General features: G+C 42.8%; 28 protein-coding genes. 20 read left to right on the forward strand and 8 right to left on the reverse strand.

Going from position 1 to position 26044, the window contains the following annotated elements; translation table 11 throughout:
• Positions 1–12: 12 nt before the first annotated feature.
• The 3 genes from NSQ76_RS02450 to NSQ76_RS02460 all read right to left on the reverse strand — a co-directional run bounded on the left by NSQ76_RS02450 (position 13) and on the right by NSQ76_RS02460 (position 3053).
• The gene (locus NSQ76_RS02450) at positions 13–609 is read right to left on the reverse strand and encodes an NAD(P)H-dependent oxidoreductase (protein ID WP_024427320.1); all 597 of its coding nucleotides are present in this window, start codon (positions 607–609) and stop codon (positions 13–15) included.
• Positions 610–787: 178 nt separating this feature from the next.
• Positions 788–1402, reverse strand: a complete 615-nt coding sequence (locus NSQ76_RS02455) for a YcnI family copper-binding membrane protein (RefSeq protein WP_024425541.1) — start codon at positions 1400–1402, stop codon at positions 788–790.
• Between the two features lie 16 nt (positions 1403–1418).
• Entirely contained in the window at positions 1419–3053 is a 1635-nt protein-coding gene (locus NSQ76_RS02460; RefSeq protein ID WP_044335507.1) for a copper resistance CopC/CopD family protein, read from the reverse strand.
• 507 nt (positions 3054–3560) lie between these two features.
• On the opposite strand from NSQ76_RS02460, the gene NSQ76_RS02465 reads away from it, so the two are divergent.
• The 7 genes from NSQ76_RS02465 to NSQ76_RS02495 all read left to right on the forward strand — a co-directional run bounded on the left by NSQ76_RS02465 (position 3561) and on the right by NSQ76_RS02495 (position 10383).
• Positions 3561–5003 (forward strand): PTS mannitol transporter subunit IICB, encoded by a 1443-nt coding sequence (locus NSQ76_RS02465; protein ID WP_024427324.1) that lies wholly within the window; start codon positions 3561–3563, stop codon positions 5001–5003.
• Positions 5004–5098: 95 nt separating this feature from the next.
• Positions 5099–5533, forward strand: coding sequence for a PTS sugar transporter subunit IIA (locus tag NSQ76_RS02470; protein ID WP_257802913.1), 435 nt, complete (start codon positions 5099–5101; stop codon positions 5531–5533).
• Between the two features lies 1 nt (position 5534).
• Positions 5535–6656, forward strand: a complete 1122-nt coding sequence (locus tag NSQ76_RS02475; RefSeq protein WP_341052191.1) for a mannitol-1-phosphate 5-dehydrogenase — start codon at positions 5535–5537, stop codon at positions 6654–6656.
• Between the two features lie 100 nt (positions 6657–6756).
• On the forward strand, positions 6757–8505 hold the full coding sequence (locus tag NSQ76_RS02480) for a methyl-accepting chemotaxis protein (RefSeq protein ID WP_224426878.1): 1749 nt from the start codon (positions 6757–6759) through the stop codon (positions 8503–8505).
• A gap of 304 nt (positions 8506–8809) precedes the next feature.
• Positions 8810–9652 carry an SDR family NAD(P)-dependent oxidoreductase gene (locus NSQ76_RS02485; protein WP_341052196.1) on the forward strand — a complete coding sequence of 281 codons (843 nt, stop codon included), beginning with the start codon at positions 8810–8812 and terminating at the stop codon, positions 9650–9652.
• A gap of 43 nt (positions 9653–9695) precedes the next feature.
• Positions 9696–10091 carry a MerR family transcriptional regulator gene (locus NSQ76_RS02490; protein WP_034622917.1) on the forward strand — a complete coding sequence of 132 codons (396 nt, stop codon included), beginning with the start codon at positions 9696–9698 and terminating at the stop codon, positions 10089–10091.
• A 130-nt stretch (positions 10092–10221) separates the two neighbouring features.
• Positions 10222–10383, forward strand: a complete 162-nt coding sequence (locus tag NSQ76_RS02495; RefSeq protein WP_234107578.1) for a hypothetical protein — start codon at positions 10222–10224, stop codon at positions 10381–10383.
• Between the two features lie 32 nt (positions 10384–10415).
• Here the strand turns inward: NSQ76_RS02495 and NSQ76_RS02500 are convergent, their stop codons facing one another.
• The 3 genes from NSQ76_RS02500 to NSQ76_RS02510 are packed head-to-tail and all read right to left on the reverse strand — an operon-like array spanning position 10416 to position 11372.
• Positions 10416–10649 (reverse strand): DUF2651 family protein, encoded by a 234-nt coding sequence (locus tag NSQ76_RS02500; protein WP_034622915.1) that lies wholly within the window; start codon positions 10647–10649, stop codon positions 10416–10418.
• Positions 10650–10675: 26 nt separating this feature from the next.
• A complete protein-coding gene (locus NSQ76_RS02505; protein ID WP_025093625.1) occupies positions 10676–10969 on the reverse strand; it encodes a DUF5316 family protein in 294 nt (97 codons plus the stop codon).
• Between the two features lie 25 nt (positions 10970–10994).
• On the reverse strand, positions 10995–11372 hold the full coding sequence (locus NSQ76_RS02510) for a VOC family protein (RefSeq protein ID WP_034622913.1): 378 nt from the start codon (positions 11370–11372) through the stop codon (positions 10995–10997).
• A gap of 184 nt (positions 11373–11556) precedes the next feature.
• Between NSQ76_RS02510 and NSQ76_RS02515 the strand changes: the two genes are divergently transcribed.
• From NSQ76_RS02515 to NSQ76_RS02550, 8 genes are all read left to right on the forward strand, one after another.
• The gene (locus NSQ76_RS02515) at positions 11557–11826 is read left to right on the forward strand and encodes an excalibur calcium-binding domain-containing protein (RefSeq protein WP_080652949.1); all 270 of its coding nucleotides are present in this window, start codon (positions 11557–11559) and stop codon (positions 11824–11826) included.
• A gap of 128 nt (positions 11827–11954) precedes the next feature.
• Positions 11955–12710: a Cof-type HAD-IIB family hydrolase gene (locus tag NSQ76_RS02520; protein WP_034622911.1), complete on the forward strand. Its 756-nt coding sequence runs from the start codon at positions 11955–11957 to the stop codon at positions 12708–12710.
• Positions 12711–12892: 182 nt separating this feature from the next.
• Positions 12893–13651 carry a LamB/YcsF family protein gene (locus tag NSQ76_RS02525; protein ID WP_025093623.1) on the forward strand — a complete coding sequence of 253 codons (759 nt, stop codon included), beginning with the start codon at positions 12893–12895 and terminating at the stop codon, positions 13649–13651.
• A gap of 26 nt (positions 13652–13677) precedes the next feature.
• Positions 13678–14895, forward strand: coding sequence for an NRAMP family divalent metal transporter (locus tag NSQ76_RS02530; RefSeq protein ID WP_025093622.1), 1218 nt, complete (start codon positions 13678–13680; stop codon positions 14893–14895).
• Between the two features lie 5 nt (positions 14896–14900).
• Complete coding sequence (locus NSQ76_RS02535) at positions 14901–15692, forward strand: putative hydro-lyase (RefSeq protein WP_326134622.1); 792 nt, start codon at positions 14901–14903, stop codon at positions 15690–15692.
• Between the two features lie 18 nt (positions 15693–15710).
• Positions 15711–16457 (forward strand): 5-oxoprolinase subunit PxpB, encoded by a 747-nt coding sequence (gene pxpB, locus NSQ76_RS02540; RefSeq protein WP_025093620.1) that lies wholly within the window; start codon positions 15711–15713, stop codon positions 16455–16457.
• Complete coding sequence (locus tag NSQ76_RS02545) at positions 16454–17500, forward strand: 5-oxoprolinase subunit C family protein (RefSeq protein ID WP_341052216.1); 1047 nt, start codon at positions 16454–16456, stop codon at positions 17498–17500. Before pxpB ends, NSQ76_RS02545 begins: the two co-directional genes overlap by 4 nt.
• Entirely contained in the window at positions 17484–18254 is a 771-nt protein-coding gene (locus NSQ76_RS02550; RefSeq protein WP_024427337.1) for an IclR family transcriptional regulator, read from the forward strand. Before NSQ76_RS02545 ends, NSQ76_RS02550 begins: the two co-directional genes overlap by 17 nt.
• Positions 18255–18287: 33 nt before the next feature.
• Here the strand turns inward: NSQ76_RS02550 and NSQ76_RS02555 are convergent, their stop codons facing one another.
• Positions 18288–18923, reverse strand: coding sequence for an FMN-dependent NADH-azoreductase (locus NSQ76_RS02555; RefSeq protein WP_024425558.1), 636 nt, complete (start codon positions 18921–18923; stop codon positions 18288–18290).
• A gap of 406 nt (positions 18924–19329) precedes the next feature.
• Here NSQ76_RS02555 and NSQ76_RS02560 point away from each other — a divergent pair, with 406 nt between their 5' ends.
• The 3 genes from NSQ76_RS02560 to NSQ76_RS02570 all read left to right on the forward strand — a co-directional run bounded on the left by NSQ76_RS02560 (position 19330) and on the right by NSQ76_RS02570 (position 23353).
• Complete coding sequence (locus tag NSQ76_RS02560) at positions 19330–19962, forward strand: GDSL-type esterase/lipase family protein (protein ID WP_149125975.1); 633 nt, start codon at positions 19330–19332, stop codon at positions 19960–19962.
• Positions 19963–20051: 89 nt separating this feature from the next.
• Positions 20052–21134, forward strand: a complete 1083-nt coding sequence (locus tag NSQ76_RS02565) for a C45 family peptidase (protein WP_341052223.1) — start codon at positions 20052–20054, stop codon at positions 21132–21134.
• A gap of 131 nt (positions 21135–21265) precedes the next feature.
• Complete coding sequence (locus NSQ76_RS02570) at positions 21266–23353, forward strand: BglG family transcription antiterminator (protein ID WP_341052224.1); 2088 nt, start codon at positions 21266–21268, stop codon at positions 23351–23353.
• 16 nt (positions 23354–23369) lie between these two features.
• Here the strand turns inward: NSQ76_RS02570 and NSQ76_RS02575 are convergent, their stop codons facing one another.
• A complete protein-coding gene (locus NSQ76_RS02575; RefSeq protein WP_236626603.1) occupies positions 23370–24005 on the reverse strand; it encodes a class I SAM-dependent methyltransferase in 636 nt (211 codons plus the stop codon).
• Between the two features lie 129 nt (positions 24006–24134).
• On the opposite strand from NSQ76_RS02575, the gene NSQ76_RS02580 reads away from it, so the two are divergent.
• Together NSQ76_RS02580 and NSQ76_RS02585 are read left to right on the forward strand one after the other, a co-directional pair.
• Positions 24135–25004 carry an SDR family oxidoreductase gene (locus tag NSQ76_RS02580; RefSeq protein ID WP_024425561.1) on the forward strand — a complete coding sequence of 290 codons (870 nt, stop codon included), beginning with the start codon at positions 24135–24137 and terminating at the stop codon, positions 25002–25004.
• Positions 25005–25298: 294 nt separating this feature from the next.
• Positions 25299–25721 (forward strand): pyridoxamine 5'-phosphate oxidase family protein, encoded by a 423-nt coding sequence (locus tag NSQ76_RS02585; protein WP_041106492.1) that lies wholly within the window; start codon positions 25299–25301, stop codon positions 25719–25721.
• Positions 25722–26044: the final 323 nt, after the last annotated feature.

Raw genomic sequence — 26044 nt, forward strand, 5'->3', positions numbered from 1 at the left:
GTCTTTTTTATGTTAAACAGCCGGCGGGAAAAGCTGATCCACCGTTTCTTTCGTTTCTTTCAAAATTTCATGTATGTAATCTGCAGATGCCTGCTCCATGCTGCTGAACAAAAGCCGTTCGACAGGCTGAACGCCAATAAAATTGAAGACTTCAGTATCGGTTGTCATGTGATGAGAGGAGCTGAAGACTTTATTGGAATCAAGAAAAGTCCTCGGTGCATCGTGGGTGTTGATAATGACACCTTTTTTGTGCTGAAGCAGATTTTCAATCTCTCCATCCTCACTGATCTGATAAGCAAAACCTTCAGAAAACACGCGCTCTACATATCCTTTTAGCATGGCCGGCAAGCCTGTCCACCATATTGGAAAAATAAACGTCAGCACATCCGCTTGCTGAATCAGCGTCTGCTCTCTTTGAATGGCAATCGGGACATCACCGCATTTGATGGCAGCCTTTTCTGCAATGGTGAGCTCTGGCGAAAATCCTAGGGCATAGACATCACGAACAGTCACTTTATGACCATTGTTCAATAGAGTGCTCACAACAAGATCTAATAAGGTTTGATTTAAGCTTTGCTGGGGATGAGCAAATATAATTACATGGTTCATCTCATAGCCTCCTATGTGGTCATCTGTCTCATTATGTCACGCGGCTTTATCCTATTCAATCCTATATTGGTAATAACAAGTTGGGAAAATGGAAAATAATTGATTTCTAATAAAAGTAAACAGTCTGTGGTGCAAGAAAAAGCGATCGTTTCTGAGAAAACGATCGCTCATACAGCTTTTATTTCTTTCTAAAAGCAAGTCCAAGTGCAATCAGTGCCACGACTAGAGCAGCAATGGACAGACCAAGGACAAGTGGTGAGGAAGAAGCAGAGGCTGTTTCAGAGGCCTTTTCTTCTTTTGGTTTTTCCTGGCCATGTGAATCCGTTACAGTATTAGATGCCACAATGTTTGTGATGGAATGAGGTTTATCAGCATCTTTATCGCCAGTCCATTCAACGACTGTTCCATCCTTATAATATTGATACGCATCCCAAGCAGCTTCACCTGCTTTTTCAGGGTTTTTCGCTACAAAAACGAATTGCTGGAATTGTCCAGCAAGCACACCTTTACCTGTTGCTTCCCAAGTCACTCTTGTTACCTTGCCATCTTTCTCTTCAGTTGACGTTTTCCAGCCAGGTACTGGCTCATATTGCTGGAATTCTACGCCTTTAGGTATTGACAAGACAACCTTTGTCGTCGGGCTGTCACTCTCAGAAGGAACCTTTAATGTATAGGTCTCCCAAGCATTTGTCGCAGATGTATCAGGCTTGACTGTTACGTGCGCACTCACAGGAATCGCTAATAAAAATGAAGCGAGAAGCATTGGCAATAAAGCTTTAACGTATTTTTTCATATGTGATGAACTCCTTTTAGTTTCTTCTAATAAATGTGGTATCGATATTCTTAAAAGAACCAGTTAACGCATGGATTTCAATTTTCCATGTGCCTTTTTCATTTAATAAGAGATTTTCAGCAGAGAAATGACCATTTTTTAATCGTTTCAGCTGAAATTCACTCGGTGTCTCATCACCGAATAAAGCCACCTTATGGATCTTGGCTGTTACAGATTGAATATCAGTGATCGTTTCGCCATTCTTCTTTGTAAATGCCACTTCGAATGAGTTTTTCCCCGGGGCATTCGGAGTAATGCTCAAGGACACAATATCACGATGCTCGACCTGATTTGCACCAAAGAAGGGCTCAGGTGCAGGCGGAGGAGGGCTCGGAATATTGGTAAAGACAGCTGTTAATAACAAAATGGCGATCCCGATCATCCATTCGGCTCGTAAGGAAATGCTGCGTTTCTGCTTCTTTTCCCATCTCAGCATCAAGTAATGCATAAGCCCAAGAAGGCCCATGATGATAAATAAACCAAGCTTGATTAAAAAGGTGCGTCCGTATGCTGATTGGAAAAGAGCGTCAAACGATTGCAAAATAAAGATGGCATTCACAAATCCGGAAAACACAATGAGTCCAACAGAGAGCAGTGCCCAAGGATGAAATGCTGCTAGCGTACTCCGAATGAGCGGCTGATCTTCATTTGGCAGTTTCTTCATTAATAGAAGGACAATGGCTGTTAAACCACCGACCCAAATCGAAGCAGAGACGAGATGGATGAAATCAAGTGATGTTGTGAGTATTCTATTGTCTGTTGCGGCTGGATGTCCGATTTGTGCCTTCAGCCAAAGGAGCACTGTGAAAAGGAGCAGTGGAAACAGCCAAACCCGAAAAGAAGAGAAGTCCCCTTTTCTCACCGCTACAATCGTCCAGATGGTGAGAAGAACAAATGATGCCATAAGCATCATCCACAGACTACCGCCAGAAGTGGACGCAATCGTTTCTTGTAAAAGCGAAGGCTGAAATGCCCCCCAAAAGGACACATCTGCCGCTGATTTTGTCTGAATCGGCAGCTGGAACACAAGTGCTCCGCCCATCATCATCAATGACACGGTCAAAAGCCGCTTCATTCGTTTCGCCAATACAGGTGAAATCGCAGTCTTAAACCAAAGCAGTCCAAACAAAATGGTCCCAAGGAATAAGCTGAATGACGTATAAAGAAAGGCTTTATCAATAGTTGAGGCCACATCAATGGATTCATTCGTTTGACCTTGCTCTAATTGGTCAAAACCGCCATCCGCTTTTCCAATACTAAACGGAATCATGCCAGAGACAGAGTGTCCGTCCGCTGATACCGCATTCCACTGGATGGTGTAAATTCCTTTTGGTAAATTCTTTTTCAAAGCCGCTTCCATGATCTTTTGATCTTTAATGACCGTATCTCCTTTATCCACACGATCACCTTTTGCATTTAGCACCTTAATGGCATGAAATCCGCTTTCAATCCCTTCACTAAATGTGATCGAGACTGAAGGAGGCTGCTGATCCAGCTCTTCATTTGCCGCCGGGTTTGAGCTCACGACGTATGCGTGAGCAAATGCTTCCTTTGGAATGAAAAAAGCGAACATGACCATAAGAAGCAGAAGCCACTTACTATTTTTAAACAAGGTGAATAACCGCCTTTCTACCTATGAAAATGTCTCATGTATCAGAAAGAAAGCGGCAGTAAACTGTGAGTCACAGAAAAAACCGCTCTTCCTATTGTACCGCCCTCTCTAAAAGGTAAACGAAACAAACAGCAAGATGGTTCACTTTTCCTGTGTCATGTCTGCGCAGACATTTCTTAATTGAATAGGTTTGATCAATTATAAGCCTATTCGATTTAAGAAGAGGAAACAAGAAGAGACCATTTGAAAGTTGTGAAATTCCCATGAATTTTGCTTCAAAACTACGGCAAATCAACTTTTTCTCCCCTTTTGTATTGGGATCTGAAGGTGATGTCACATCATTTTTCAATTTTGTCACACACTATGTGACAAAGTGACATTTAGTTTCAATTGAAGAGAAAGTGAAAGCGTTTTACGATAGGCATAAGGGCTTCACTGAATCTTGTTCTTATATCTTTTGACCTATAAAGCCCTAAATAAAGGGAGAGAAGAAAGGAGTTTTCATAGATGCAGGAAAAAAGCGGATTTCGCGTAAAAGTACAGCGCTTCGGAAGCTATTTAAGCGGTATGATCATGCCGAATATTGGAGCGTTTATCGCTTGGGGACTCATCACAGCATTGTTCATTCCAAGTGGTTATTTTCCAAATGAACAATTAAATACACTTGTTGGACCAATGATCAACTACTTGCTGCCGCTCTTAATCGGTTACACAGGCGGGAAGCTCGTATATGACCATCGAGGCGGGGTACTCGGTGCAACCGCTACGATTGGGGTTATTGTCGGTTCGGACATCCCAATGTTTCTAGGCGCAATGATCATGGGCCCACTTGGCGGTTATCTTATTAAGAAAATCGACCAGCTGTTCAAAGACCGAATCAGATCAGGCTTTGAAATGCTGATTAATAACTTTAGTGCAGGTATTCTAGGTGCCATTTTAGTCGCCATTGCTTTCTACGCCATCGGTCCAGTGGTACTAGGTTTGAATAAAGCCCTTGCGGCAGGTGTAGATATCATTGTCAATGCCCATTTACTTCCGCTGGCGAGTATCTTCATTGAACCAGCGAAAGTATTGTTCTTAAACAATGCCATTAACCAAGGGATTTTAGGTCCATTAGGAGTAGAGCAAGCGGCGAAGACAGGCCAGTCCGTTCTGTTCTTGCTTGAAACAAACCCAGGACCAGGTCTCGGTGTTCTTCTAGCTTACATGTTCTTTGGAAGAGGGACGGCAAAGCAGTCTGCACCGGGTGCGATTGTCATTCAATTTTTAGGGGGAATCCATGAGATTTACTTCCCATACATCTTAATGAAGCCAAAGCTCATTTTGGCGGTTATTGCTGGGGGAGCAAGCGGTGTTCTGACCTTTACACTGTTAAATGCAGGCTTAAAGGCTGTGCCGTCACCAGGAAGTATTATCGCTCTTATGCTCATGTCACCAAAAGGCGGCCACCTTGCCGTTCTAGCAGGTGTTGTCGTGGCAGCGGTCGTATCGTTCCTTGTCGCTTCTGTCATTTTAAAAGCATCTAAAGCAGTGGACGAAGACTTAACAGCAGCAACAGAAAAAATGCAAGACATGAAAGGCAAGAAAAGTGCAGCAGCAGCTGCTCTTACAGCACAAAAAGAAGGTGCTGAAGCAAGCGAGCAAGCAGCATCGCCGGATGAAATCAATCCAGATAACGTGAACAAAATCATCTTTGCCTGTGATGCAGGAATGGGCTCAAGTGCGATGGGCGCATCCGTCTTAAAGAATAAAGTCAAAAAGGCAGAGCTTGATATTGATGTGACAAATACATCCATCAGCAACATCCCAGATGATGCCGATGTGGTCTTTACTCATAAAGATTTAACAGATAGAGCCAAGGCAAAACTGCCAGGAGCTGTCCATATCTCAGTTGATAATTTCTTAAACAGCCCGAAATATGATGAGCTGATTGAGAAATTGAAAAAATAACATGACGAAACGGGTTGAGTCCAATTTTTCCTAATTGAACTCCCCGTTTTGGTTGTTTTCTGATTTTCTATTCTAAAAAAGGTGTGTGATCTTTCATGAAACAAGTACTTTCAAAAGACAATATTTTTCTAAACGAACAAGCGGGCTCTAAAGAAGAAGCCATTAAAAAAGCAGGCGAAGTCTTAGTGGCAAACGGTTATGTCACAAGTGATTATGTGGACAAAATGTTTGAAAGAGAAAACATTTCTTCTACATTTATGGGCAACGGAATTGCCATTCCTCATGGGACAGAGGATGCGAAAGCGGCTGTCCTTCATTCAGGAATTTCCATTATCCAAATTCCAGATGGCGTTGAATATGGCGAGGGGAATATTGCTAAAGTTGTATTTGGTATCGCTGGTAAAAACAATGAACATCTCGATATTCTTTCTCAAATTGCGATTGTCTGTTCAGAGGAAGAAAACGTAGAGCGTATCATTCATGCAAAGAATCAGGATGAACTGATTGCCATCTTTAACGAGGTGAACTAACATGAAGGCACTTCATTTTGGAGCAGGAAATATTGGCAGAGGGTTTATCGGATCTTTGTTAAAAGCATCAGGCTTTGAGCTCGTTTTTACCGATGTAAATGAAGCGGTGATCAACGAGCTGAATGAAAAAGGAGAATACACGGTTGAACTCGCAGCACCAGGGCAGCAGCAAGAAGTGGTTGGTCCTGTGTCAGCCATCAATTCCGCAAAAGATCCAGCCGCATTAACAGAGGCAGTTGCAACAGCTGATCTCATTACAACAGCTGTTGGACCAGCTGTTTTGAACATCATTGCTTCATCGATTGCTGAAGGTTTAAAACAGAAAAAGCCTGATCATATCATCAACATTGTGGCATGTGAAAATATGATTGGCGGCAGCTCTCATTTAAAGGAAGCTGTTTTCTCTCATTTAACAGCTGATGAACAAGAAGCGCTGTCACACACAGTTGGTTTTCCAAACGCTGCGGTTGACCGCATTGTCCCCATTCAGCACCATGAGGACATTTTGAAAGTATCAGTCGAGCCATTTTTCGAGTGGGTCATTGATGAGACAGGCTTTATTGGAGACGTTCCTCAGATCGATGGAGCGACCTTTGTACAAGATTTGACGCCTTATATTGAGCGTAAGCTCTTTACTGTCAACACAGGACATGCACTAGCTGCTTATGTCGGGTACGAAAAAGGCGTGCAAACGATTAAAGAAGCTGTCGATACACCAGAGATTCGTCAAGTGGTCGAAGGTGCACTTCACGAAACGGGCAGTTATTTAATCGACACATATGGTTTTCAAAAAGAAGAACATGATGCGTATATCCAAAAAATCATCAAACGATTTGAAAATGCCTTTATCTCTGATGAAGTCACGCGCGTCGCACGTTCCCCGCTTAGAAAGCTTGGAGCAAATGACCGTTTAATCGGTCCAGCGAAAAAAATCAAACAGCCACAGTATTTAATTAAAGGTATTGTGGCAGCTTTGTCTTATGACTTTACTGAAGACGAAGAAGCTGTTCGTCTGCAGGCATTACGAAAAGAAAAAGGCATTGAAGGTGTGCTGGAAGAGGTATGTGGACTCTCGCCAGCAGACGATCTTTATCAAGCCATTCTTAAAGAAACAGCTCGATAATGAGAAAAATCCCTTTCCAACGTGAGAAAGGGATTTTTTCTATGACTTTTTTAATACTTTTCCCTGCTTGACGATATATAAAGTAAGGGGGAATTTGTACATGAAAAAGAAAGCGTTTGCGTCAAGAAGTGTCTTTTTTCAATTAATGTCTGCCATTATCGTGATCACGATTTTAACGGGCGGACTTGTTGGAACAACGGGGTATTTGTTAGCGAAACATGTATTAATTGATGCAGGGAAAGCAGATTTAAAGCACATCGTCAGCGGAGCGATGGCCACACTTGAACAGTTGAATGACCGTGTGGAGAAAAAAGAACTGACGCTTGAGCAGGCGCAAGAACAAGCCCGGCTTTACTTGAGCGGACCCAAAAATGACAACGGGAAGGGATACCAATCTCAAAAATCAGATTTTATCTATAAAAATAAAGGCTATCTGATCGCATATGGCACTGACTATTCTACCCAGGTTCATCCGGTCAACGACATCGGCGTCATTCCAGATAACACGACCAATCGTCAAAAAATGGTCGCTGGCGCCAATGCAAAAGGTGAGGATGCACACTATGTGACCTATATGGATAAGGACGATGCAACCGGCGAAGAAAAAGAAAAGCTCGCCTATATGAGCCAGTTTACGCCGTGGAATTGGAGTGTAGGTATCGCTGTCTTCCAGGACGAATTTTATAAAGAATTAGAGCAGATGAAGCTCTATATTATTCTCATTACAGCAGGTGTCGCCCTTCTGAGTCTAGGCGTCTTTTATTTAGCTGCCCGAGGAAAAGTCAGATTGCTGAAGCAAGTCACTGCTGCTTCAAAGGAAATTGCGGCGGGGAATATTGAACGCACGAACTTAAAGGAAACAACGGATGAAATCGGCCAGCTGGCAAAAGGCTTTAACCATATGTCAGGAGAGCTCAGAACACTGGTGAGCGGTTTACAGGAAACGAGCAGTCAGCTTGTTGAATCAGCGACAGATTTATCGGCGATCTCTGAAGAAACCTCAGCCAGCAGTGAAGAAATTGGACGAGCCATCGGAGACATTTCGACTGGAACACTTCATCAAGCATCCGATCTTGAAGTAGCCAATCAACAAATGACCCAGTTTAATCAATCTATTGAGAATGTCAAAGAACAGAGTGATCAAATTAAACGGATTTCCGACCAATCAAGTCAATCATCACAGCAGGGTCAGCAAATCGTACAGCAATTAAAACAATCGAATGAACAATCGATTCAGGCATCTCAAGGCATTAGAGCAGGAATCGAGCAGTTAACTACAAAAGTACAGGATATTTCTCAAATCACAGATACGATTGAAAGCATTTCAAATGAGACGAATTTACTGGCGCTGAATGCAAGTATTGAGGCAGCACGTGCAGGAGAGCATGGCAAAGGCTTCTCAGTTGTGGCGAGTGAAGTGCGGAATTTAGCTGAACAGACAAAACAATCAGCCGTTCAAATTCAGCAAATGATCCAAGGCATTAAAGAAGAAACGACGGCAACAGCCGGCATCATGTCGAGCACAATGGATCGTTTTGCCGAGCTGGATGAAGCGGTGCATGCAACAGAACATGAGTTCAATGCCATCTCTACATTGATTTCACAAACCATCGTTGAAACAAACGCGATGGCAAAAGAGCTGAATACACTGCTGGAGCAAAACGACCTCATCACAAAAGCCATGCACGGCGCAGCACATGTTTCTCAAGAAAATGCTGCGGCGATCGAAGAAATCACTGCGTCCACAGACGAACAAGTGACAGCCATCTCTAATGTGGCTAAAGCAGCAGAAAGGCTCAATGAACTAAGCATGCGATTGAATCAGGACATTGCACGTTATCGTCTATAAATCATTTTGACGATGTATCACTTGTCAGGTACGATGAAGTTAATCAAAACCTTGCTCACGCAAACAAAAGGAGTGTTCCGGTCATGAAAAAGAAGATTGATGTTCTTACCTTGTGGCTATGGATACTCATTTTGGTTTTATTTTTCACTAATACAAAAAGCTATCCATAATAAAGGATAGCTTTTTTTAAGGATACGAATATAAATCGCTTATGGAAATATATTAAACAAATTTCCCTTGACTTGGTGTTCACTCCAAGTAGTAATCTGTGTTTACTATCGGAAACACAGAAAGGAAGAATAAAATGAACGAACAAAATAAAGTGGTATTGATTACAGGAGCCAACTCTGGGATTGGATTGGAACTGACGAAAAAGATTCTATCTCAAGGATGGGAAGTAATTGCTGTAATTCGTTCTGATTTTCCAAATGATCAACCAATAATTATTGATGCTCTTAAAAAGAAGCTATTAAGAGTATATAAAGCTGATTTAGCCGAATTCTCCAGCCTTAGAAACGTACTTAGCCAGATTAAGAAAAGCGAGACCAAAATTGACTTGATTTTTAACAATGCAGGAGTCAGTTTTGCTGAATACAAATATTCCAAACAAGGGAGTGAAATTCATTTTGAAGTTAATACATTAGTGCCTTATATCGTTACAATGGAACTTAAAGAACTGTTACTACATGGGCAGGAGAAAACGATCATCAATACGTCTTCCAATTCTTTATTATTTTTGAAGCAATTTGACTTAAATACAGTAATCGATCCTAAGGCAATTCCATTTAAAAAGATTATAGGTCCATATGCGAACAGTAAATTAGCCCTTTCCCTGTGGACGAATGGAATTGCTCCGAAGCTATTGACCGAGGGAATAAAAATTCGCAGTGTCTGCCCAGGGCCAAACAGGACGAAGTTGACCAAAGGAAAAAGAATGCCCAGTTATATTCTTCCCATAAGGAACCTTATTTTTTCTCCTCCAAGCAAAGGGGCATCTCGCTTATATGAAGCTGCTTTCAATTTCAACAACGAAATTACCGGGATTTTTGTAAACAAGGGCAAAGAAACTGCAATCAAATTCTCTGGTTATGAGGCACAAGTACTTAATCAACTGATTGATATTTACCAAAACGAGTTTCTCGTTTAGATTTTAATTAATCTATCTGTAAACAAAATTAGTAGGTGATGATTTGAATGCTTATTCTATCAAGCAAGCTTCCAAGAAAACCGGATTAACTGAAGATTCGATCCGCTATTATGAAAAAATCGGATTGCTTCCTTATGCAAAAAGAAAACGAAATGGACATCGAATATACGATGAAGAAGACATAGAGCTAATGGACCTGATCATTTGTCTGAAAAAAACAGGAATGTCATTAAATGAAATGAAAAATATTTTACAATATCCTGTAAAATATAAACTTAGTTCTGTTCCCGAATTAAAAAGAACCCTTTTAGAATATAAAGAAAAAGTGATGAATCAAATACACGATCTTCAACGTATTGTGGAGTTTATTGATTCTAAGCTAGAAAACGATGAGACCCTTTTTCGGCCTCAAAAAAATAAAGGTAACAAAAACGCTTAGTGTATGACTGGTATTTTACCTGTAGTTTAGGTATGAAGCTATCCCTTATGGGCTATTACTTAATATTTTGTTTAAATCATAAGATGCTTCAATATAAGAGTATTTTAGTGTAAATTAGCACTTAAATGAAATGAAAAATAGAGCTCCTAAAGTGATCGACTGGGACCATCTATACCCTCAGTGGGATACGATCTTCAAAACAGCTTACCCATCAATGACGGTTGCTTATGTATCAGCTTTAGGATGGCCTGAGCTGAAAATTGAAATTGAACTATGGTGTGCGGATATATGATTCAAAAAAAGAACAGTGGAAACTGTTCTTTTTTACTTGAGCCGCTTTGTAATCCATCCAGCAAAGAATGTAAAGAGGGTATAGACGATGACCCAAATGAGAAAGGATTCATTCCCATCAATATAAGTGAACATGAAGATCATGCTCGCTAACAGCACAATCAAAGTAGGCACCCAAACATTCTTTAAAAAGATCGTGCCCAAAATGCCAATCAGCACAGAGAGAATAGGAAAGCCAAATACAATGAATAGAATAAAAACAGCCATATTGCGAACTCCTTTTTAACAAGTGTTTACATCAAAACATAAAAGACTGACGCAGCCATGTGCGGAAGTGCAAAAATGATCACAAGAAAAGCCGTATCAAGTCGCCACATGCGGTGTTCTTTTGTTTCAGAATGATAGGCTGTTCGTGTCTCTTCTCCACTTGTCCAAGCACCCATTAGCACCCCTGACATCACGACCCCAATAATTGAGATGCCGCCACTGACAAACCCAATCCATTCAAGGTGCTGCAACAGGATAGCGGCGCTGCAAATCACAATCATTGAGCAAACACCGGCGAAAAAAGCATGTTTTTTTCTCATTCTGGTTCACTCCCTTCAAAGACAATTAGGAGACCGCATCACATATTTCAATGAAATGACCATCAGGATCAGACACATAAGCGACTGTTTGACCCCATGGTTTTTTGGCAGGTTCTTTGATGATCGAAACCCCTTTTTTCTTCATTGATGCAATCGTTTGCTCCACATCATCCACAACAAAGCCAATCTCAAACGTGTGAGACGCTTGATTTGCTTCAGGGACAGGCAATCCGAGTGCTTCTTTGACATCCTGGCGTGAATTAATCGATAACGTCACGTCTCCAGTGTCAAACTCAACATAGGATTCAACCCTCAATTTTATTGGGAAACCAAGTACATGCTGATAGAAATGAATACTTGCCTCCACATCGTTTACATATAAAATGGTATATTTCATTTTCATGTGAAAAACTCCTTTCTTCATATACGTGTCAAAAACGGAAAGGTTTCCCACTCATTGTACCATATAGGATATAAGGTGTATTTCATGCCAAAAAAATCAAAATATTTAGCTCAATAGTCTTGAAAAACAAAAAGTGGTGACATATGATAAAAATGTAAAATTAGAAAAAATAGGGGGATCTTACATGTTGAAAAAAATCATGGTGGCTGTCTTGTCTTTAGGACTTTTACTAAGTTTTACACAAGTCGACACCCACACAGCAGATGCAAAAACGGTCAAGTCTTACAAAAACTGCAAAGCGCTGAACAAAGTATATAAAGGCGGCGTAGCAAAAAGCAAAAACACGAAAAACAAAGGCGGAAAAACAAAATACAAGCCTTATGTATCTAAAGCACTTTATCAAAAAAATAAGCACCTTGACCGCGATAAAGACGGCATTGCGTGTGAACGCTAAGCACTTGTGAAAAAGACCTGCAACAAGGTCTTTTTTCTATGGGATCAAACTCGTCCCTTTGTGCCTTCTTCCTCTTTATATTAAAATAAAGATAGTTTCAAAAATCGATACAAAGTGGGGTACTCAATTTGTCAACACAAGCTCATAAGAAAGACATCCGATTGATTGCCATTGATATGGATGGCACGCTGTTAAACAGTGAGCACATCATTCCAGAGGAAAATAAACAAGCCATTAAAGAGGCTGAAGCAAAAGGGGTCCATGTGGTCATTAGCACAGGGCGGACACTGATGACATGCCGAGAGCTGGTTGAGCCGCTCAAGTTATCGTCTTACCTTGTGACAGCAAACGGAAGTGAAATCTGGGATTCAAACTTCCAGCTGATCGAACGGGATCTGCTGCATCCTGATCACGTCCAAATGATGTGGGATTTAAAAAATAGGTACAAAACCGATTACTGGGCTTCAACTGTGGATAAGGTGTGGAGAGGTGAATTCCCAGAACGAATTCATGACCATGAATGGTTGAAATTTGGCTTTGATATTCATGATGATGACGTTCGTGAGGAAGTACTCAATACATTGAAAACAAATAAGCACCTAGAGATCACAAACTCAAGTCCAACGAATATTGAAGTCAATGCAGCCGGCATTAACAAAGCGGCAGCTCTTGCAAAAGTAGCAGAACGCATTGGCTGTACGATGGACAACGTCATGTCACTTGGCGACAGCCTCAATGATATGGCCATGATTCAAGAAGCCGGATTAGGCATTGCGATGGGAAATGCCCAGGAAGTGGTGAAAGAGGCCGCTGATTGGATTACGGCTCCTAACACAGAACACGGTGTGGCAAAAGCCATCCAACATTGGGTGCTGTCTAAATAAGGTGCATTTCATTACAGAAAAAGTGAGAGGACTTTGCCTCTCGCTTTTTTTGTTTTCTCCTAGTTCGATTGTTATATTTTCTGACAATTTCATGTGCAGTCTATCCAAAGTTGGTATAATCAATATAAATTCGAATATTCGGACTTTAGATTCCGTATTTCGGAACAACAAGGAGGGATTCTATGTATCAAGTGGATATCAACTGTGATTTGGGAGAAAGCTTTGGTCAATACACAATCGGTGCAGACGAACAAATCTTAGAATATGTCACCTCAGCCAACATTGCTTGCGGTTTTCATGCAGGAGATCCAACGGTTATGAGAAAGACGGTCAGAATGGCACTGGATAAAGGGGTCAAAATTGGTGCACATCCTGGTTTGCAAGATTTGGCGGGCTTTGGCAGACGTCCAATGGCTATCTCCGCAGAGGAAGCCTATGATCTTGTCATCTATCAAATTGGCGCTCTATCAGCCTTTCTCAAGGCCGAGGGCGGTACGATGCAGCATGTCAAACCACACGGCGCCCTCTACAACATGGCGGCTGAAAATACGGAATTATCTGAATCGATTGCGAAGGCTGTGTATGATGTGGACCCAAACCTTGTGTTATTTGGTCTGTCAGGCAGTGAACTTGCGTTAGCAGGTGAACGAATAGGTCTTCAAGTGGCACATGAAGTTTTTTCTGATCGGACGTATCAAACAGACGGGACGCTGACATCGCGCCGCGAACCACATGCACTCATTGAAGAGGATGAACGGGCCGTCCAGCAGGTTGTTCGTATGGTGAGAGAAGGCAGGGTTCGTACAGTTCAAGGAGAAGATATCGAGCTCAAAGCAGATACGGTCTGCATTCACGGAGACGGCAGCCATGCGCTTCAATTTGCGAAGACCATTACAGCGAAGCTAAAAGAAGCCGGGATTCATCTCAAGGCCTTTCAATAAAAATCGTCATCAAAGGGGGAAACAGCATGAAAACAGAGAAAGTCAAACAAATGAAGGCACCAAAGGGGAATCGGTCTATGCTGATGGGCGCTGCCTTTTTAATGGCGACGTCCGCGATCGGACCGGGATTTTTAACACAAACAACCGTCTTCACACAGCAGCTTGCGGCTAGCTTTGGGTTTGTCATTTTGATCTCAATTTTATTAGATATTTTTGCACAAACAAATGTATGGCGCATCATTGCCGTTTCAGAAAAACGAGGTCAGGATATAGCGAATATGGTGCTCCCGGGTCTCGGCTATGTGCTGGCCTTTTTGATTGTCATTGGAGGACTTGCCTTTAACATCGGAAATATCGCTGGAGCTGGTCTCGGTTTCCAGGTAATCTTCGGAGTCGATCCGCGAATCGGCGCAGGGATCAGTGCTGTGATTGCCATTCTCATCTTTGTGATCAAAGAGGCTGGGAAAGCGATGGACCGTTTCACACAGGCAGCTGGTTTTGTCATGATTGGCCTGATGCTGTATGTGGCGATTTCAACAGCGCCGCCAGTTGGAGAAGCGGCCGTGAGAACATTTGTCCCAGAGACGATTGATATTTTATCCATTGTGACACTTGTGGGCGGAACGGTAGGCGGCTATATCGTCTTTGCTGGCGGGCATCGCTTGCTGGATGCAGGTATTAAGGGGAAGGAAGCACTGCCGCAAGTGACGAAAAGCTCTATTTTCGGTGTGTTAATTACATCTGTCATGCGTGTAGCACTTTTTCTTGCCACATTAGGAGTTGTCTCAAAAGGCTTGCAGATAGATCCATCCAACCCGCCTGCCTCTGTTTTTCAATTAGCTTCAGGAAATATCGGATATAAAATGTTCGGGATTATTATGTGGGCTGCGGCGATTACATCCGTCATTGGAGCAGCATACACATCTGTTTCCTTTTTTAAAACCTTCTCACCAAAAATTGAGCAAAACCAGCGTGGTATCATCATTGGCTTTATTGCCCTCTCGACCATTTGTTTTATTACGATCGGAAGACCAGTGAACATCTTGATATTAGTTGGAGCAATCAATGCATTGATTTTGCCGCTCGCCCTTGGCACATTACTCGTTGCGGCGTATAAGAAAGACATTGTCGGAGATTATCGTCATCCATTCTTTTTGACAGTGACTGGTGCATTTGTTGTGGTCATTATGGCGATGATGGGCGGCTATACCATCATTAATGAAATCCCGAAACTATGGAGCTGATTCAGATGAATACTTATCAAACATATGAGCCATCACAGATGAGAGAATTGATTCGCGAAAAAAAGATCACAGGACCAACGGCTGGCTTTGCAGAAGGGTTTGCTCAAGCCAATTTAATGATTGTCAAAAAGGAACTTGCCTTTGATTTTCTTTTATTTTGCCAGCGGAATCCGGCTGCATGTCCCTTGCTTGATGTACTGGACCCAGGTGATCCAGTGCCAAGATGGTCGGCGCCTCAAGCGGATATTCGTACGGACTTTCCTAAGTACCGTATTTACCGAAAAGGGATTCTTGAAGAAGAGGTGACAGATATCACTGCTTATTGGGAGGATGATATGGTTGCCTTTCTCATTGGATGCAGTTTTACGTTTGAGCACGCGCTTATGCTGAATGACATTCCTGTCCGCCATATTGAAGACGGTCATAACGTACCCATGTATCAAACGAATATAGCTTGTGAAAAAGCAGGAGTCTTTCATGGCCCGATGGTGGTCAGCATGAGACCCATTCCGGCGCATCAAATCACAAGAAGTGTTCAAGTGACATCTCGATTTCCATCAGTCCATGGCGGACCGATCCATATAGGGGACCCAGCGGTGATTGGTATTTCCGATGTGAATCAGCCTGACTTTGGAGAGCCATCTGTGATCAAAGAAGGAGAAGTCCCGGTGTTTTGGGCATGTGGTGTGACGCCGCAAGCCATTGTCATGCATACAAAACCCGACATTGCGATCACTCATGCACCCGGGCATATGTTCATCACAGATCGAAGAGATCAAAAGCTCGGTGTACTGTAGAAAGAGAGGTGTCCTCAAGTGGCTTTTTCAACGATAAAAGATTCCATCACCTATCACCCGCTGGGAGATGCAGCGATCGTCATCCAAGCAGGAGCTGACATACGTGAGGAGATTCATGCACGTGTTGAGCAGCTGTTTGCATGTATTGAACAGCACCCATTTGAAGGGTATGTAGAAGCAGTTCAAGCCTTTACAAACGTGACTGTTTTTTACGAGCCTTATACCGTACATCAATCGGCCCAGCTGCAAACACAAGACCTGTCTCCGTATGAATGGGTCAAAGGCTATATTGAACAACTTCTTGAAGACAAATGGCAGGAGGGAGTTCAGGTAAAGCGCCGCATCGTTGACATTCCAGTCTGTTACGGGGGAGCGCTGGGCCCTGATTTAGAAGAGGTTGCCCGTATCAATGGTTTAACGCCAGAAGAAGTCGTGCGTATTCACACTGCCGGCACGTACCTTGTCTATATGATTGGATTTGCCCCAGGGTTTCCGTTTTTAGGCGGGCTGTCTGAAAAGATCGCGGCACCACGCAGAGAAACACCAAGGATGTCCATTCCAAAAGGCTCTGTTGGTATTGCAGGAAAGCAGACAGGCGTTTATCCAATTTCCACACCCGGGGGCTGGCAGCTCATTGGACAAACCCCGCTGCCGCTTTTTCGCCCAGACGAGGAAATTCCGAGTCTATTGAAAGCAGGGGACGAGGTTAGATTTGTCCAAATGTCTGAAAAGGAATTTTTCAGCATGAAGGAGGCAGAACGTTGAGTATTCATGTCATCAAGCCAGGAATCTACACAACCATTCAAGATAAAGGGCGGCAAGGCTATCAAAAGTATGGCGTCTTAACGAGCGGCGGCATGGACCCTCTCTCACTTAGAATCGCCAACATTCTCACTGGCAACCAAGAAAACGAAGCCGTGCTGGAAGTGACGTTGATGGGGCCGGGGCCTGTGCTCACATGTGAGAGGGATCAGCTCATTGCAGTCACTGGTGCTGATGTAGAGATTGATATTGATGGAGAGCGGGCACCATTATGGAAGCCGCTCTTTGTTCGATCAGGAAGCACGATCACCTTTGGTCTTTGTAAGAGAGGCTGCCGCGTTTATCTTGCTGTGGCAGGTGGATTTGATGTGGAACCAGTCATGCAGAGCAAAAGCACCTATGTCAGAGCAGGGATCGGTGGACTGAAAGGACGACCGCTTGAAAAAGGCGACGTTCTGCCTGTTGGAGAGCCGTCTCTCGTAGCGGATCATTTGTTTGATAGGCTGAAAAATAAAGTGAAACAGGCGGGATACGGCGCACCCGATTGGACAGTGAGTCATGATCATTTTTTACCGCTGCGGAAATCACCAGTGATTCGTGTGCTGGCAGGCAGGCATCTTTCTCATTTTCAAGAAACATCTCAAACCGCGTTTTTTGAGCAGCCTTATCAGGTCACACCCCAATCAGATCGCATGGGCTGCCGGCTAAAGGGAGAGCCGATTCATTTAAAAGAAAAGCTGGAATTGATCTCAGAAGCTGTCGCCTTTGGATCTATTCAAATTCCACCCGATGGCCAGCCGATTATTCTGCTGGCAGATCGGCAGACGACAGGCGGATACCCGCGTATAGGAGAAGTAGCGACTGTTGATTTACCGCTTATTGCACAGGCGATGCCTGGGGCAAAGCTGTATTTTGAACAAATAGATCATCGGGATGCAGAGCAGGCGTTATTTAAGCAAGAAGCAGAACTGAGGGAGCTGGCCGCAAGAATCAAGCTGGAAGCATTCTCGTTTAGAAAAGGTGAAGAAGATGCAAAACACAAATAAAACGGTTGTGAAATCAATGGAGATTTTGCGGCTGTTTATCGCTCACGATCAATTAACATTAAATGAAATGATCGAGCTTTCCGGTATGCCGAAAACATCTGTCCATCGCATGGCGAGCTCTTTAGCCGATATGGGACTGTTAGAAAAGCAAGAAACAGGTGTTTATCGATTAGGCTTAATGTTCCTTGAATACGGTCAGCTTGTGGCGGACCGCCTTGATATTCGAAGGATTGCAAGACCATTTATGGAAAGCTTACGGGATGAAGTAGGAGAAGCTGTACAGCTCATTGTTCGTGAGGGCGACGAAGCCATTTACGTGGAAAAGATTGAAGGTACGCAGCCTGTTCGTCTCTACACCGCCGTTGGCAGACGGTCTCCCCTATATGCGGGTGCCTGTGCGAGAAGTATTCTCTCCTTTTTGCCAGAGAGCGAGAGACTTGCCTATATTGACTCAATTGAGCTGGGGAAGATCGGAATTGGGACCATCACAGATAAAGAGGTTCTAAGAAACATGCTGGAAGAATCAAATGCGAGGGGATATACGCTAAGCTATTCTGAGCTTGAAAACTATACAGCTGCGATTGGAGCTCCTATTTTCAATCATCTGGGGGAAGTGGCAGCAGGTATTAGCATTGCAGGATTTGAAGCGGGATATCAAAAAGAACGCTTACCTTACTTAATTAAACAGGTGAAAAAAGCCGCCAGTGATATTTCGAGAGAATTAGGTTTTTCTGAACAAATAAAAAGCCAATGACCGTAAAGATCATTGGCTTTTTGTGTGCAGTTATTAGAAAGTTTTTCCTAAAGCTTTCGCACGTTCGATTGCATCTGCTTTAATTTGCTCTGCTTTCGCAGGCTCAGCATTGTGGCCTTCAACGATAAGACCTTCGAAAGAAGGAATTCCGAAGAAGTTAGCGATTGTACCAAGGTAACGGTGACCTGCTTCAAGTTCAGCAGCAGGACCCTCAGAGTAGTATCCGCCACGTGCTTGGATGTGAAGAGCTTTTTTGTCTGTTAATAATCCAACAGGACCTTGCTCAGTGTATTTGAATGTTTTACCAGCTACAGCAACAGAGTCGATGTATGCTTTAAGAACTGGTGGGAATGAGAAGTTCCAAAGTGGTGAAACAAATACATATTTGTCAGCAGAAACGAATTGATCACTTAATTCGTTTAGACGAGCAACTTTCGCTTGCTCTTCAGCTGAAAGTGTATCGAAACCAGCGCCAGATTGAAGTTTGCCCCAGCCAGCGAATACATCTGCATCAATGTGAGGGATGTTTTCTTTGTACAAATCGATATGTACAACCTCGTCACTTGGATTTGCTTCCTTATAAGATTCGATAAATGCCTTAGCAGTAGCCATACTGTAAGAAACTGTTTCATCATGCGGATGTGCAGTGATGTATAAAACTTTTGCCATGTTCATTCAATCCTTTCTGTTTCGGTTATTTTTTTAGCGTATCCCAAAGGTACACTGAATATGTGGCATCTTTAATCATATTGGAATGCTATGAAAAAGATGTAACAAGCACAGTTACATGAAAACTGATATTTTCATTGTAATCACTATGTAGTTTGAAGTCAAGGTAAAAAGTCTCGAAATCAAGATAAAAAGTTTGTAAATTTTTCTGGAACGCGTAAACACGCAGTTTTCAGCGCAAAAAACCTACTCTTATTGAACAAAAAAATGATCGATATCGCAAGTAAAGAGTTTGTAAAGGCGCTGCATCTCAAAAAAAGATGGATGCCCCTAAGTCATCTGCTACAAGCATCTGTTCTCCGGTTTCGTATATATAAGAGAAGGCAGGAGAGAGTGAGGGATAAGAGTGGGACGATCCTATGTTGCGATTGGAGATTCCTTAACAGTTGGGGTGGGGGCACGTTTATTTGGCGGAGGATTTGTTCAGCGGTTTTGGTGGATGCTTGAAAAAAAGACGCATGCACCAGTTGAGCTGTCCGTATTTGCAAAATCAGGGTTAACGACCGAGCAGATTTTACAGCTCTTCAAACGGTCAGAGGTGAGACGTTCGATTGCGGCAGCTGACATCATCACCATCACAGGCTGTGGGAATGACCTTGTTCAAGCTGTTCAGCAGTATGAGGAAGGTGAAGATGAAAAGAAACTGCTGCAAGCGGTCACGCATTGCCAGGCGAATTTTAGCAAGATGATTCAAGAAATCGCTCAAATTAAAAGAGGGCAGCATCAGCCCTACTACGTGTATTTCATGAATTTATATAATCCATTTCCGCAAATACCAATAGCCGGGCGGTGGCTTCAGCAATATAATCAACAGCTTCGTTTGCTTGCTGCGAATCCGCATGTAGAAGTTGTGGATGTGTACCGGGCGTTTGAAGGACATGAAAGAGCCTACTTATCGATTGATCAATTTCACCCGAATCCTAAGGGGTATGAAGCGATGGCAGAAGCATTGTTTAAGGCATACTGTAAACAGCTGTAATCCGGTGGGATTGCAGTTTTTTTCATCCTTTTCAATATATGACGGTTTCGATATGATAAAAGAAACGGAGGCGAAAGAGGTGTGCAGGCATGGAGGAAATCAGTGCGTTTTTTCAAAAGATGACAGGAACGGCTTATGAAGTAGGAAAACAGCAGGCTGTCTGGCTTAAGGAGAACCCGTTGCTAAAGACACAATATATTCGAACAGAACCGGTAACACAACAGGCTGTGAAAGAAACGAAGCAGCTGATCCGTCCCTTTCTTCCTCAATTAGATGAAGAGATTGCTGGGTTTTGTGATGAAATGCAATTAGATGAGCGTTATTTGACCTTTTTCTATTCATCTCATCTTCAGCCAGGCTGTTCCCACTGTGTGAGGCAGGGGAATATGGCGGCAGGTCAACAAACGGTCATGCTGCGTAACTATGATTTCTCCCCGATTTTTGATGATATGCGTCTTGTGACGACACATGTGAAAGGCTCAGTATATCATACAGGCTCGTCGCTGCTGTTGTTTGGCAGATCTGATGGAATGAATGAGCATGGTCTTGCTGTGACTTTCTCTGCTTGCGGTCCGCCGGTTGGCAATGAACCCGGTTTAAAGCCTCCAGCCGTCGCCGGTTTGCAGGTGTATCATGTGATTCGCTCTGTTCTGGAATCCTGTCAAACAGTCGAGGAAGCCATTCGCTCTATCGAGGAAATGCCCGTTGCCTCAAATGTTCATATCATGCTTGCCGATCGAAAAGGAAAGGCGGCTGTGATTGAAATCATTGATGGTCAAAAAAGGGTGAGAAGACCGGAGAGAGGTTATATTGCTGCAACGAATCATCCGGTAGCTGATCAAACAGCAAAAGGGATGACCAAGCATCATTCTGTTGTCAGATACGATATGTTAATGGAAGCTTTAAAAGAGCAACGATCAAGTGATTCTCTTGCGAAACTGTTCCAGACAGAATATCCTGATGGTCTGACTGTACACAATTATGAGGAGCTGTTTGGAACGATGCGAACCGTCATGTTCCGTCCAGAAGAAGGCACAATCGATTATTGCTTTGGCTCTCCCGTATACAATCCGACTTATTCTTTAAAAGCTGGGGGTTCACTGCCTTTTCAAAAACAAAAGGTTCAATTTCATCAAAAGGATTATGGGCCTTCATTTTGGAGAAGTGTCTGATGAAACCCTTGTTTTTAATTTTGTCATAGCCGCTGTGCCAAATTCAGATCAACTTAAGATTGCATCGCTCGTTGAAAGCGTTTTATATTAAGGTGTGACAATAGACCTATTTATGCAGAAGGAGGCATTTCATGTACATAACGGCACGAGAACAGAAAGTCATTAAATACATCATTCAGCAAAATCGTTATGTCACCATTCGTGAGATAGCCGATTCTGTTCAGGTAAGTACTAGAACGATCCATAGAGAACTAAAATCCATTAAACCAATTTTGAAAGATTATCATCTTTCATTAGATAAACAGCCGGGGAAAGGCTTGAAGGCAGTCGGCGAACAGGAGGATAAACAGCGGCTTCTTGCTCATATGTCAAATGAGGATCAAATCGAATATAGCTCAGATGAACGAAAGCTCTTAATTCTATGTGCGCTGCTTGAAGCGAAGGAACCGGTGAAATTATACACACTCGCAGCTGACTTGCAGGTAACAAATGCGACGATCAGCTATGATTTAGATGAACTAACAGAGTGGATTGCTCCATACGGTTTGCAGCTTATCCGCAAGCGCGGGTACGGCATTGAATTAAAAGGGCCGGAGGAAGCAAAACGAAAAATTGTCGGCAATCTCATTGTTGACCGGCTCGACATTCAATTATTTTTAGAAACGATTGAAATGAATATTAAACATCGAACGAAAGCAACGGAAAAGGTGTTTGGCGTTGTCAGCAGAGGACAGCTGCTAAAGGTAGAAAGGCTGCTCTTTCATTTGAAAGATCGACTGTCACTCTCATTATCTGATAGTGCCTATATTGCACTTGTTGTTCACTTAACCTATGCTATCGAACGTATTCAGCTTGGGGAAACCATTCGAATGGAAGAGAAAGAGCTGCTGGAATTAAAGAGGACGAAGGAATTTGAATCATCACTTCGAATGGCAAGAGCGCTTGAACGCATGTTTAATGTGGAGATTCCTGAAGCGGAGGTCGGATATATGACCATCCATCTTCGCAGTGCAAATCGCAGCTTTGGGGCAGAATACCGTATTGATGAAATTGAGCTGGATATAGCGCTGAGAACGAAAAAGCTCATTGATTTTATTTCAAATAAAACCGGCTATCATCTCAATGAAAATGATTCATTGTATGAGGGGCTCGTGTCTCATCTTGAGCCTGCCATGAACCGTCTAAAGGAAAAGATGAGAATCTATAATCCGCTCACACAACAAATTAAAAAAGATTACTTTTTGCTGTTTATGGCGATTGAAGAAGGAGTCGAGCGTTTCTTTCCAGAGATTGAATTTCCAGAGGATGAAATCGCCTTTCTTGTGCTTCACTTTGGCTCAGTGCTTGAAATCAAAAAAGAAGAAACAAAAATTCATGCGCTGGTTGTTTGTTCAAGCGGGATTGGTTCCTCGAAAATGCTCGCCTCCCGGTTGAAAAAAGAATTGCCGGAGATCGCCAAATTCGATCTATCCTCCTTGATGGAGCTAAAGGAAATCGATGCATCGAGCTATGACATGATTGTCTCGACCGTTCCGATTCCCTATGAGCATATCGATTACATTATGGTCAGCCCCCTTTTAAACGAGGATGATGCCATGCGTGTGAAGGCTCATATTAAACGGAAGATTCCTTATATCATCGAGAAAAAAAGAACAAAAGAATCTCCCAAAGAATTGGTGCAAGAAACTGTTGATATGATGGCGGTTGCAGAGCAGGTGGCGAATTATATGTTTGTGATTCGCAGCATCCTGTCCCATTTTACCATCGAAAAAAGAAAGACAATGTCGCAGCATGATGAAACCATCAGGCAGCTGCTTCGTCAGCTTGAAGAGGAAGGGTTTATCATACATGCGGATGATGTAGCGGGCGGCCTTTTGGAACGTGAACAGCAAGGCGGCTTAGGCATACCTGGCACTGAGTTTGCTCTTTATCATTTAAAGCATGCATTCATCAAGGAACCAATCTTTCATATTTATGATCTTGATCAGGCATACGAGGTTAAAAGCATGGATGGCGGGCAGCAGCAGATGTCACGAATGCTCATGATGCTGGCACCGCAAGAGCTTGGCAAGGAAGGGTCAGAAATGTTTAGTCTGATCAGTTCATCCATCATTGAAAGTGAAGAAAGCATGGCGCTTTATGGACAAGGAACAAAGGAAGACATTGAACAGAAATTACATCAGCTTTTCTATCAATTTGTCAAAGAGGCAAAGTGGTAAGAAAAAGGCCGAGAGCTTATTCGCTTCTCGGCTTTTTTGCTGTGACACAGACGGCAAGGGTAGGGCGAATTTCTTCATACTCAATAGAAAATTGGTCAAACCCAGCAAACTGCAAGTCGTTTAATATGTTTTCACCCATCTCTTTTGTCCGATTGGCATCAGCTCCTTTTTCTCTTGGCTGCATCACAATAACGAGTGTTCCGCCTGGTTTCAAGGTGTGATAAAGATTGAGTAAGCCCGTTTTTGGATCATCCCAAATCGTAAAATTGTTAACAGACAGCACTTTATCATACTGCTCTCCGGGAAGACGTGTTTTCTCGATTTTTCCGACATACAGCCGAACTTGTTTGTCTTTTGCCCGTTTGCTGACGCGTGACTGTGCTTGCTCCTGCATGGTGGAAGAAGCATCAAGCCCATCAATATGAAGATCTTGATAATGCTTGAGCATATGTTTAATACTGTAGCCGGGTCCATAGCCAATTTCTAAAATGTTTTCACCATCTGTCAAATCTAAGTGGCGGATGGCCCACTGATTCAATGCTTTATTTTCATTTGCCATAATGAGTCCAGCAATGCTTCCGAGCCAGCCTTTTGGTCTGCTAAAGGTTTTCGAAATAGACAGCATGTGAGAACGCTCCTTTTTGATGATCATGTAACCGATTTTTCCCCTCTTCAAACATGCTGATTTTCGGGAACACATCAGTACAGCTTCATGATGTTTGAGTGAAAAAATGAGGTGGTAATGAAAGGATACATCAACAAATCAAGGAGGAGCTTATACATGGATTTACGTGAATATTTAACAAATGGCATTCCGCGCCAAACGCAGGATCAGCAGCCAGGCAGTGAAAGAGAAATGAATCCAGCGCCGATCTTTGAGGATGAATCATATCAAGGTTCTGGCAAGCTAAAAGGAAAAGTGGCACTGATTACAGGTGGAGATAGCGGAATTGGACGGGCAGTATCTGTTGCCTATGCAAAGGAAGGTGCACATGTTGCCATTGTGTATTTAAATGAACATGAGGATGCAGAGGATACGCAAAAACGTGTAGAACAGGAAGGCGTTAAATGCTTAACGATTGCAGGAGATGTCGGTGACGAAGCCTTTTGTGAGAAAGCAGTAGAAAAAACAGTTGAAGCCTTTGGTCAATTAGACATTTTAGTAAATAATGCGGCTGAACAGCATCCGCAAGAACGTATTCAAGATATTTCGAGTGAACAGCTTCACCAAACCTTTAGAACCAACTTCTATTCCTATTTCTATTTTACGAAAAAGGCACTGGATTATTTAAAACCAGGAAGCTCCATCATTAATACAACATCAATTAACCCATATCGGGGTAACCCAGTGCTGATTGATTATACGGCGACAAAAGGAGCCATTAACGGCTTTACGCGTTCTATGGCACAATCGCTTGTGAAAGATGGGATTCGGGTGAACGGTGTAGCGCCAGGTCCAATTTGGACGCCGCTCATTCCATCTACATTTGATGAAGACAGTGTGGAAAGCTTCGGGGCAGAAACCCCAATGGGAAGACCAGGACAGCCTGTAGAGCATGTCGGCTGCTTTGTCCTGCTGGCTTCTGACGAATCGTCTTATATGACAGGACAAACACTTCATGTCAATGGCGGTTCCTTTATGAATACATGATCTACCGCAGCACCGCCCAGCTTTGATTGGGCGGTGTTTTTAGTATTTCTTGCGATTTTTCTGCACAGATATGACAGACCATACGATAATGCCTACAACAACTGCCGCAATGACAAGTGAACTCAAATGGAACATCGTTTCATGATGCATGTTCAATTTCTCCCTTCATTGAACCTGTTTTCTATAGCATCAGCCAGAAGGTCGCTTTTTATGAAAAACACATTTCTTTGTTTAATGAATGGGCTGTCGTGGAAACCTACGAATACGGATGAAATTTTGAAGGAGTGAAACGATATGTCTCAAGAAGAATTAAAACAAAAGGTATTAAACCTATTAGATGAACAAAAGGTCGGGACACTAGCGACTGTTGAGCAGGATAAGCCGCATACCCGCTATATGACTTTTTTCCATGAAGGGCTGACGTTATATACACCAACGAGTAAAGAAACACATAAAGCAGAAGAAATTGAAAAAAACCCGAATGTTCATATTCTTATTGGATATTCAGGCGAAGGATTCGGTGATACTTATGCAGAGATTGCAGGCACCGCAGCATTAACCGATGATCGGGAACTGATCGACCGCCTTTGGTCTGATGAGATGGAGAAATGGTTTAAAGGAAAAGAGGATCCGAATCTAGTGATTCTGAAGATTGAGCCAACCTCCATTCGTTATATGAATGAAGGAAGCCGTACACCAGCAGAATTATCACTTTAACACTTGCGTAAGCAGGGGGAATGTGTTATAGTTTTATATTAGTGTTGAAATAAGCAAATAAATAAAGAAAGTAAACTTTCTTTTTTCTATGACATTATGAGAAGCAATAGAGCTTCTACTTGATAAGAACGAGACGCTGTCAAAGCGAACAAACTTATTCTTTTCCTTCTGCACCCGCCCCCTATAAAAGCGGAAGAATGGAAAAAAGACGTTTTGATTTACAATTCACACTGGCGCGGCTTCGGAGCCGTAAGGACGAATGAGAGGTAGGGCTTTCGTTGTCTTGTTATCCAGAACTTCCATGGCGTTTACTTTCAAACGTA

Origin of the sequence: Bacillus sp. FSL M8-0256, assembly GCF_038005765.1 — a bacterium.
Classification (GTDB): Bacteria; Bacillota; Bacilli; order Bacillales; family Bacillaceae; genus Bacillus; species Bacillus safensis.

Excerpts from the sequence above, each read along its gene's own strand:
- NSQ76_RS02475 (WP_341052191.1), top strand. The coding sequence starts at position 5,535 with ATGAAGGCACTTCATTTTGGAGCAGGAAATATTGGCAGAGGGTTTATC.
- NSQ76_RS02500 (WP_034622915.1), bottom strand. The coding sequence starts at position 10,649 with ATGGCTGTTTTTATTCTATTCATTGTATTTGGCTTTCCTATTCTCTCT.
- NSQ76_RS02550 (WP_024427337.1), top strand. The coding sequence starts at position 17,484 with ATGCAAAACACAAATAAAACGGTTGTGAAATCAATGGAGATTTTGCGG.
- NSQ76_RS02535 (WP_326134622.1), top strand. The coding sequence starts at position 14,901 with ATGAATACTTATCAAACATATGAGCCATCACAGATGAGAGAATTGATT.
- NSQ76_RS02465 (WP_024427324.1), top strand. The coding sequence starts at position 3,561 with ATGCAGGAAAAAAGCGGATTTCGCGTAAAAGTACAGCGCTTCGGAAGC.
- NSQ76_RS02585 (WP_041106492.1), top strand. The coding sequence starts at position 25,299 with ATGTCTCAAGAAGAATTAAAACAAAAGGTATTAAACCTATTAGATGAA.
- NSQ76_RS02480 (WP_224426878.1), top strand. The coding sequence starts at position 6,757 with ATGAAAAAGAAAGCGTTTGCGTCAAGAAGTGTCTTTTTTCAATTAATG.
- NSQ76_RS02525 (WP_025093623.1), top strand. The coding sequence starts at position 12,893 with ATGTATCAAGTGGATATCAACTGTGATTTGGGAGAAAGCTTTGGTCAA.
- NSQ76_RS02510 (WP_034622913.1), bottom strand. The coding sequence starts at position 11,372 with ATGAAAATGAAATATACCATTTTATATGTAAACGATGTGGAGGCAAGT.
- NSQ76_RS02565 (WP_341052223.1), top strand. The coding sequence starts at position 20,052 with ATGGAGGAAATCAGTGCGTTTTTTCAAAAGATGACAGGAACGGCTTAT.
- NSQ76_RS02505 (WP_025093625.1), bottom strand. The coding sequence starts at position 10,969 with ATGAGAAAAAAACATGCTTTTTTCGCCGGTGTTTGCTCAATGATTGTG.
- NSQ76_RS02470 (WP_257802913.1), top strand. The coding sequence starts at position 5,099 with ATGAAACAAGTACTTTCAAAAGACAATATTTTTCTAAACGAACAAGCG.
- NSQ76_RS02455 (WP_024425541.1), bottom strand. The coding sequence starts at position 1,402 with ATGAAAAAATACGTTAAAGCTTTATTGCCAATGCTTCTCGCTTCATTT.
- NSQ76_RS02450 (WP_024427320.1), bottom strand. The coding sequence starts at position 609 with ATGAACCATGTAATTATATTTGCTCATCCCCAGCAAAGCTTAAATCAA.
- NSQ76_RS02580 (WP_024425561.1), top strand. The coding sequence starts at position 24,135 with ATGGATTTACGTGAATATTTAACAAATGGCATTCCGCGCCAAACGCAG.
- NSQ76_RS02555 (WP_024425558.1), bottom strand. The coding sequence starts at position 18,923 with ATGGCAAAAGTTTTATACATCACTGCACATCCGCATGATGAAACAGTT.
- NSQ76_RS02515 (WP_080652949.1), top strand. The coding sequence starts at position 11,557 with ATGTTGAAAAAAATCATGGTGGCTGTCTTGTCTTTAGGACTTTTACTA.
- NSQ76_RS02485 (WP_341052196.1), top strand. The coding sequence starts at position 8,810 with ATGAACGAACAAAATAAAGTGGTATTGATTACAGGAGCCAACTCTGGG.
- NSQ76_RS02530 (WP_025093622.1), top strand. The coding sequence starts at position 13,678 with ATGAAAACAGAGAAAGTCAAACAAATGAAGGCACCAAAGGGGAATCGG.
- NSQ76_RS02575 (WP_236626603.1), bottom strand. The coding sequence starts at position 24,005 with ATGATCATCAAAAAGGAGCGTTCTCACATGCTGTCTATTTCGAAAACC.
- NSQ76_RS02570 (WP_341052224.1), top strand. The coding sequence starts at position 21,266 with ATGTACATAACGGCACGAGAACAGAAAGTCATTAAATACATCATTCAG.
- NSQ76_RS02495 (WP_234107578.1), top strand. The coding sequence starts at position 10,222 with ATGAAAAATAGAGCTCCTAAAGTGATCGACTGGGACCATCTATACCCT.